A 265-nucleotide genomic window follows, 5' to 3' on the forward strand; every position below is an offset into this window, starting at 1 on the left:
GTCCACATGGCTCTTGAAGGTCACACCCTGCTCGTCCAGCTTGCGCAGGCCGGAAAGCGACATGACCTGAAACCCGCCGCTATCGGTGAGGATCGGATGCGGCCAGCGGATCAGCTCATGCAGGCCGCCAAGGCGGGCAACACGCTCAGGACCCGGCCGCAGCATCAGGTGATAGGTATTGCCGAGAATGATATCGGCCCCCAGTTCGCGCACCTGATCGAGATACATGGCCTTGACGGTGCCAACTGTGCCGACCGGCATGAAG

General features: G+C 61.9%; 1 protein-coding gene. It reads right to left on the bottom strand.

Going from position 1 to position 265, the window contains the following annotated elements; all coding sequences use genetic code 11:
- On the bottom strand, positions 1–265 hold a 265-nt coding region (locus SB816_RS32420), incomplete at both ends, for a tRNA-guanine transglycosylase (RefSeq protein WP_410548302.1).

Origin of the sequence: Achromobacter sp. SIMBA_011, assembly GCF_046535435.1 — a bacterium.
Classification (GTDB): domain Bacteria; phylum Pseudomonadota; class Gammaproteobacteria; order Burkholderiales; family Burkholderiaceae_B; genus Achromobacter; species Achromobacter dolens.